Below are 6,604 nucleotides of genomic sequence, written 5' to 3' on the forward strand. Positions count from 1 at the left end.
GCTTGGATAACCAGAGTTTGCGCGAGGTCACTGATCAGGTTGTGGATCAGTTGCGCCAGCGTCAATTGAATAACCGTCGGGAGGGGCGTTAATGAAACCTTCTAGTATGATTGCGCTGATTGTTCTGATTGTTGCGGTGTTTGTTGGTTATAGCTCTGTATACATTGTGAAGGAAACCGAGCGCGGCGTATTGCTGAAGTTCGGTGAGGTGGTGAATGCAGATCTGGAGCCAGGCTTGCATTTTCGTTTTCCGATTGTGAACAATGTACGTCTGTTTGACGGTCGAGTGTTAACACTGGATGCAGCGCCGCAGTCGTATCTGACACTTGAGAAAAAGAGTCTGGAAGTAGATTCTTTTGTTAAGTGGAAGATTGATAATGTTCAGAAGTTCTATACCGCAACCTCCGGTGATGAGTTTCGGGCTGCCAAGCTTCTGTCTGACCGAGTAGATACTGGTCTGCGTAACCAGTTTGGTGAGCGAACAGTGACTGAAGTGGTTTCCGGTGAGCGTGAGCAGTTGATGAAGGAGTTGACTGAGAGCCTGAGCAAAATTGCTGAAGATGAGTTCGGCATCGAGGTGATCGATGTGCGTGTGAAGCGTATCGATTTGCCACCTGCCGTATCTGAATCTGTGTATCAGCGTATGCGTACCGAGCGTGAGCGTGAAGCAAGTGAATTGCGTGCGCGAGGTAAAGAGCTGGCGGAAGGTATTCGCGCAGACGCAGATCGTCAGAAGACGGTTGTCGAGGCGGAAGCGTACCGAGAGTCTGAATGGATTCGAGGTGAAGGTGATGCCACTGCAGCGAGTGTGTATGCAAATGCTTATCAGCAGAACCCTGAATTCTACTCTTTCCATCGTAGTCTGCAGGCATACCGCAAATCGTTCACCGGCAGTGGTGATATGATGGTGTTGAAGCCGGATAGTGATTTCTTCAAGTACCTATCTGAGCCGCAGGCGCCAGCAGCTGCCCAGTAGCTGAAAGTGGTAACAAAAAACACGTAATCGGGACTCCAATAGTCGCGATTACGTGGTAATATACGTCAACCGGGTTTTAGCCCGGTTTTTTTGTGTTAGTGGGGTTTCGAAACCTGGCGGACTGCCTATGTCATCGGATTTTTTGCATCAGTTAGCGATTGGTTTTTGTCTGATGCTGGTATTGGAGGGGATTATTCCTTTTCTCTATCCTCAGCGATGGCGTAACTTAGTACAGCAGTTGGCACTTGTGGATAACCGAACCCTGAGAATCATGGGCTTAGTGAGTATGTTGCTGGGTACCTTGATTCTGTATTTGATCAATTAATATCGATTTATATATCTGTTGGAGTACTGCATGGCGTTGGCAGATCGTTGGCTCTTACCGGAAGGTGTAAAAGAGATCCTTCCGCCGGAAGCGAGCCAGATCGAGGCGATGCGTCGCCGTTTGCTTGATCTGTTCGAGAGTTGGGGATACGACCTGGTGCTGCCTCCTTTGATGGAGCACTTGGATGCACTGCTTACAGGTGTAGGCGGTGAGCTTGACCTCAATACCTTTAAGCTGACTGATCAGTTGAGCGGTCATACCTTGGGTATTCGTGCAGATATTACTCCGCAGGTTGCTCGTATTGATGCACACCGCATGCGTAATGAAGGTGCGAGTCGTCTTTGCTACTGCGGCTCTGTATTGCATGCTCGCTCTACCCAGCCACTGGCTTCACGTAATCCGTTGCAGATCGGTGCCGAGTTGTTCGGTCATGCGGGTCTGGATAGTGATGTAGAAGTTATCGCGCTGATGATTGCGACCTTGCACAAAGCGGGTGCTGATCAAGAGTTGAGTTTAGACCTCGGTCATGTGGGTATATTCCGTGGTCTGATGGTTGATGCGGGTATGACATCCGCGCAGCAAAATGAATATCAGGGCATGCTTCAGCGTAAGGCGCTGCCTGAGATCGAGCGTTTTCTGAAGACGTTGGATGTCGATGCGCGTGTGTTGGAGTTGCTGGCCGAACTGCCTCGTTTGCACGGTGGTATTGAGGTGTTGGCAAAAGCTAAAGTGCTATTTTCTGATGCTTTAGAAGATGTACTGGATGCGATTGCTTATCTGGAAGAGCTGGCGCAACGTGTTGCTAAGCGCTTCCCTGAATTAGATTTGTACTTTGATCTGAGTGAGTTGCGTGGGTATAACTACCACACAGGTGTTGTATTTGCGGCATACACTCCGGCGTATGGGCAAGCACTGGCGAAAGGCGGTCGTTATGATGATATCGGTCGTGACTTCGGTCGTGCGCGTCCGGCAACAGGTTTTAGCGCAGATCTGAAGACTTTGGTTGATCTAGCGTCTATGCAGGTTGCTCAAGTATCTTTGGTTACTGCTCCTGCGGGAGAAGATGCTGCGCTACTAGAAAAGATTAACGAATTGCGTGCGCAAGGCGTGCGGGTGATTCAAGCATTGTCTGGTGATAATCAGGCGGTGAAAAGCAGTGCCGAATTGGTGCTGGAAAATGGTGAGTGGACCGTCAAAGGTCTGTAACCTCGTATTGATAAATGACTAATCTCAAGAAGGCAACAATGGGTAGAAACGTCGTTGTTCTGGGTACCCAGTGGGGTGATGAAGGTAAAGGCAAGATCGTTGATCTGCTGACTGATCAGGCTGCAGCTGTAGCGCGCTTTCAAGGCGGGCACAATGCAGGCCACACACTGGTTATCAATGGGGAAAAGACTGTACTGCATCTTATCCCGTCCGGTATTTTGCGTGAAAACGTAACATGTTTGATCGGTAACGGCGTCGTTCTGTCGCCTGAAGCATTGCTGAAAGAGATTCGTGGTCTGGAAGAAGCGAATGTTCCTGTACGTGAGCGTTTGCGTCTAAGTCCAGCATGTCCGTTGATCCTGCCATATCACGTTGCACTGGATCAGGCACGTGAGAAGGCTCGTGGTAAAACCAAGATCGGTACCACTGGTCGTGGTATTGGGCCAGCGTACGAAGATAAAGTTGCGCGCCGTGGTTTGCGTTTAGGTGACCTGATGGACACCGAGCGTTTTGCTGCGAAGCTGAAAGAAGTGATGGAATATCATAACTTCCAGTTGGAGCATTTCTACAAAGTAGAAGCGGTTGACTACGATGCAGTGCTTAAAGAAGCGCTGGAGATGGGTGAGCAGTTGCGTCCGATGGTCGCTGATGTGACCGCTATGCTGCATGATCTGCGTAAAGCAGGTGAGAGTATCATGTTCGAAGGCGCGCAGGGTTCTCTGCTGGATATCGATCATGGTACTTATCCATATGTAACATCCTCCAATACTACGGCGGGTGGTACGTCTACCGGTAGTGGTTTTGGCCCTCTGTACCTGGATTATATTCTGGGTATCACTAAAGCTTATACCACGCGTGTAGGTGGTGGTCCGTTCCCGACTGAGCTTGATTGCGAAGTGGGGCAGCGTCTGGCTGAGCGTGGTCACGAATTCGGTTCAACGACCGGTCGTGCTCGTCGTTGTGGTTGGTTTGATGCGGTAGCGTTGAAGCACGCAATTCAGGTTAACTCGATTTCTGGTATCTGTCTGACTAAGTTGGATGTACTAGACGGTCTGGAAACGATTAAGATTTGCACCGGCTATAAAGACGCGCAGGGCAATGATGTTTTGACTTTGACTGGTAGTGAAGACTACGAAGCGATTGAGCCGGTTTATGAAGAGCTGAGTGGCTGGTCAGGTACGACAGTTGGTGCTCAATCTATCGATGATCTTCCTCAGGAAGCGCGTGATTACATCAAGCGTCTGGAAGTACTGATTGAAGCGCCGATCGATATTGTTTCTACGGGTCCTGACCGCGTTGAAACAATCGTGCTACGTAATCCATACGATGCATAATTGGGGCCGATAAAGCTCCGAAAAAGCCTGGCATTTGCCGGGCTTTTTTGTGTCTTGGTGCGGGGAAGGCTTCAGGCATAAAAAAACCGGCAGTCGCCGGTTTTTTTATGTGATACTTTGCTTACTGCATATCGGGAGTGAGCGCTGGGCGCAGTCCCTGCAGGATAGCCTTAAACATTTTGGGGTTGCCGGCTACAACGTGTCCGTTTTCACGATATTTGTTGGTGCCAAAGCAGTCTGCGACTAAGCCGCCTGCTTCCTGTAGTAACAGGGTGCCAGCTTCTACTTCGCTTTCGTGCAATCCAAGCTGGAAAAAGCCATCCAGGCGACCGGCAGCTGTATAGGCAAGGTTAAGCACAGCGGATCCACCGTTGTATAATGTTCCGCCAGCCAGTGTCACGTTCTTCACCATTGCCTGGTGGGCATTGAAATACGGTTTGTCGCTGGTGCGGTTGAAGAAGCCGGAGCCAATCAGTGAGCCGTCCAGGCTTTTGCGATTACTAACGCGCAGGCGTCGACCATTTAACTGTGCGCCCCTGCCCCGGCTGGCTGTGAACTCTTCACCAATCAATGGGTTGAGAATGATGGCGTGTTCGATTCGCTCGTTCTGGTAGCCAGTAATGCTCAGTGCAAAGGCTGGCAGACCGTTGGAGAAGTTTGACAGGCTGTCGATTGGATTGACGTGCCAGCAGAAGCTAGGTCCTTCTTTTAGTGGCTCGTGCGTACCGCTGTGCTCACAAATGATTTTGTGGTTCGGGTAGGCTTTCTGAATCGTAGTAACGACAGTTGACTCGGCCTGTTTGCAGGTCTCGCTTAGGAATTTAGCGACATCTTTGTCTTCGGATTTGATCAAATCGAGACGTTCAATGGAGCGCGCGATCTGTTCACCTGCGATACGGGCTGCGCGCAGGGCAATGTTAACCATGGGTTGCATGCGTTTAGAACCTACAAACTGTTAGAGAGCGGAAAACGTCAATTATAACCGAGCTTGGCCGATGGCTGAACAGTTGAATGGGTCTCTGTTAAAATATTGCGCTTTAGATTGCCGGTTTGGGAATAGATATGTTGGAAAAGGTACGTATAGTTCTGGTCAATACCACTCATCCGGGCAATATCGGTGGTGTGGCCAGGGCGATGAAGAATATGGGTCTTGACGATCTTTGCCTGGTATCTCCAAAGGAGTTTCCGAGTGAAGTGGCTGATGCCCGTGCTTCGGGAGCATTAGATATTTTGGAGAACGCTCGTGTTGTGTCTGGATTGGAAGAGGCGTTAGCGGATTGTCAGCTGGCTGTTGGTACGAGTGCCCGCGAGCGTCATATCCCATGGCCATTAGTTAATCCTCGAGAGATGGCGTCCATCGTTGTGCCTTCACCGCAAAAAACGGCGATTGTGTTTGGTCGGGAGGATCGAGGGCTGACTAATGAGGAGCTTCAGCTATGTCATCATCACGTGAATATTCCATCCGTCGAGGGATTTAGCTCCCTGAATATAGCGGCGGCTGTGCAGGTAATTGCCTACGAGCTGCGAATGGAGCAATTGAAATTGGAAGCTGATCAGGAGGGGGGAGGGGATCGTCCATCCTGGGGTACAGATTGGGATATTGAATTGGCGGATCATGCTGAGCTGGAACGCTTGTTTGATCATCTTGAGGAAACGCTGATAAAAATTGAATTCCTCGATCCTAAAAATCCACGTCAGTTGATGCCGCGGATGCGACGGCTGCTAATGCGTGCGGTGCCGGATAAAGTTGAGGTAAATGTGCTAAGGGGTGTGTTGAAGGCGATGCAGAAAAAGCTGCCTGGGCAGGGGGGAGAGTGAATCTGTCCAGAGATCCTTTAAACGTGTTAAAATAATGCCCCTTTTTATTTGAATTATCCGACAAAATTAGTCAAGCTAATAGTTGATTGATTTAGTCGGGTATTGCATAATCAGCTCACACTCGCCGACAGGTTGCGATGGAAGACTATTATGCGATTAACAACTAAAGGGCGCTACGCCGTTACTGCAATGCTGGATTTGGCTTTACATGAAGGTAAAGGACCAATCAGTCTTGCTGATATTTCTGAGAGGCAGGGGATTTCACTGTCCTACCTTGAGCAGCTTTTTGCGAAACTGCGCCGCAATGAATTGGTACGCAGTGTTCGCGGCCCCGGCGGCGGTTATCAGTTAAATCGTGAACCTGCCGGTATTAATGTGGCAGAAGTCATTGATGCGGTCAATGAATCAGTTGATGCAACAGGCTGCAAGCATACTGGGAACTGCCAAGGTGGAGAGGTCTGCCTGACACATCATTTGTGGTGTGACCTCAGCACTCAAATCCATGGGTTTCTGAGTGATATCACTCTCGCGAGCCTGGTGGAGCGCAGAGATGTGAAAGATGTAGCTGAGCGGCAGGATCGTCGTCAGTTAAATAATATGATTGTAGGCTCCGATTCTCGCCCGGCAGAAGCTGGCGAAGCGGTAGTTTAGAGGGGAAGGCTCGGAGAGCAGAATGAATAAGCTTATTTATCTGGATTACTCAGCAACTACACCGGTTGATCCGCGTGTTGCTGAGAAAATGACTGCGTGTCTGACGCTGGATGGTAACTTCGGTAACCCTGCGTCTCGTTCACACGCTTTTGGCTGGAAGGCTGAAGAAGCCGTAGAGAATGCTCGTCGTCAGGTCGCTGATCTGATTGCCGCTGACCCTCGAGAGATTGTATGGACTTCCGGTGCGACTGAGTCTGATAACCTGGCCATTAAAGGTGCTGCGCATTTCTATCA

8 protein-coding genes are annotated in these 6,604 nt (G+C 49.8%); 7 read left to right on the plus strand and 1 reads right to left on the minus strand.

Annotation, left to right across the window (positions count from 1 at the left end):
* Window positions 1-91: 91 nt before the first annotated feature.
* The 4 genes from hflC (at window position 92) to ABYW01_RS10870 (ending at window position 3,841) form a co-directional block, all read left to right on the plus strand.
* Entirely contained in the window at window positions 92-976 is an 885-nt protein-coding gene (hflC, locus tag ABYW01_RS10855) for a protease modulator HflC (RefSeq protein WP_372832658.1), read from the plus strand.
* 127 nt (window positions 977-1,103) lie between these two features.
* On the plus strand, window positions 1,104-1,301 hold the full coding sequence (locus ABYW01_RS10860; protein ID WP_372832659.1) for a DUF2065 domain-containing protein: 198 nt from the start codon (window positions 1,104-1,106) through the stop codon (window positions 1,299-1,301).
* 30 nt (window positions 1,302-1,331) lie between these two features.
* Window positions 1,332-2,507: an ATP phosphoribosyltransferase regulatory subunit gene (locus ABYW01_RS10865; RefSeq protein WP_372832661.1), complete on the plus strand. Its 1,176-nt coding sequence runs from the start codon at window positions 1,332-1,334 to the stop codon at window positions 2,505-2,507.
* A gap of 38 nt (window positions 2,508-2,545) precedes the next feature.
* A complete protein-coding gene (locus ABYW01_RS10870) occupies window positions 2,546-3,841 on the plus strand; it encodes an adenylosuccinate synthase (RefSeq protein ID WP_372832663.1) in 1,296 nt (431 codons plus the stop codon).
* A gap of 121 nt (window positions 3,842-3,962) precedes the next feature.
* Here the strand turns inward: ABYW01_RS10870 and ABYW01_RS10875 are convergent, their stop codons facing one another.
* Complete coding sequence (locus ABYW01_RS10875; protein ID WP_372832665.1) at window positions 3,963-4,775, minus strand: inositol monophosphatase; 813 nt, start codon at window positions 4,773-4,775, stop codon at window positions 3,963-3,965.
* A gap of 128 nt (window positions 4,776-4,903) precedes the next feature.
* Between ABYW01_RS10875 and ABYW01_RS10880 the strand changes: the two genes are divergently transcribed.
* The 3 genes from ABYW01_RS10880 to ABYW01_RS10890 all read left to right on the plus strand — a co-directional run.
* Window positions 4,904-5,659 carry an RNA methyltransferase gene (locus tag ABYW01_RS10880; RefSeq protein ID WP_372832666.1) on the plus strand — a complete coding sequence of 252 codons (756 nt, stop codon included), beginning with the start codon at window positions 4,904-4,906 and terminating at the stop codon, window positions 5,657-5,659.
* Window positions 5,660-5,809: 150 nt separating this feature from the next.
* Window positions 5,810-6,310, plus strand: coding sequence for a Fe-S cluster assembly transcriptional regulator IscR (iscR, locus tag ABYW01_RS10885; RefSeq protein WP_372832668.1), 501 nt, complete (start codon window positions 5,810-5,812; stop codon window positions 6,308-6,310).
* Window positions 6,311-6,332: 22 nt separating this feature from the next.
* Window positions 6,333-6,604: aminotransferase class V-fold PLP-dependent enzyme (locus tag ABYW01_RS10890; protein WP_372832669.1), on the plus strand; the 272-nt coding region annotated here is incomplete at its 3' end.

Source organism: Pontibacterium sp., assembly GCF_041587635.1.
Lineage (GTDB): Bacteria > Pseudomonadota > Gammaproteobacteria > Pseudomonadales > Balneatricaceae > Pontibacterium.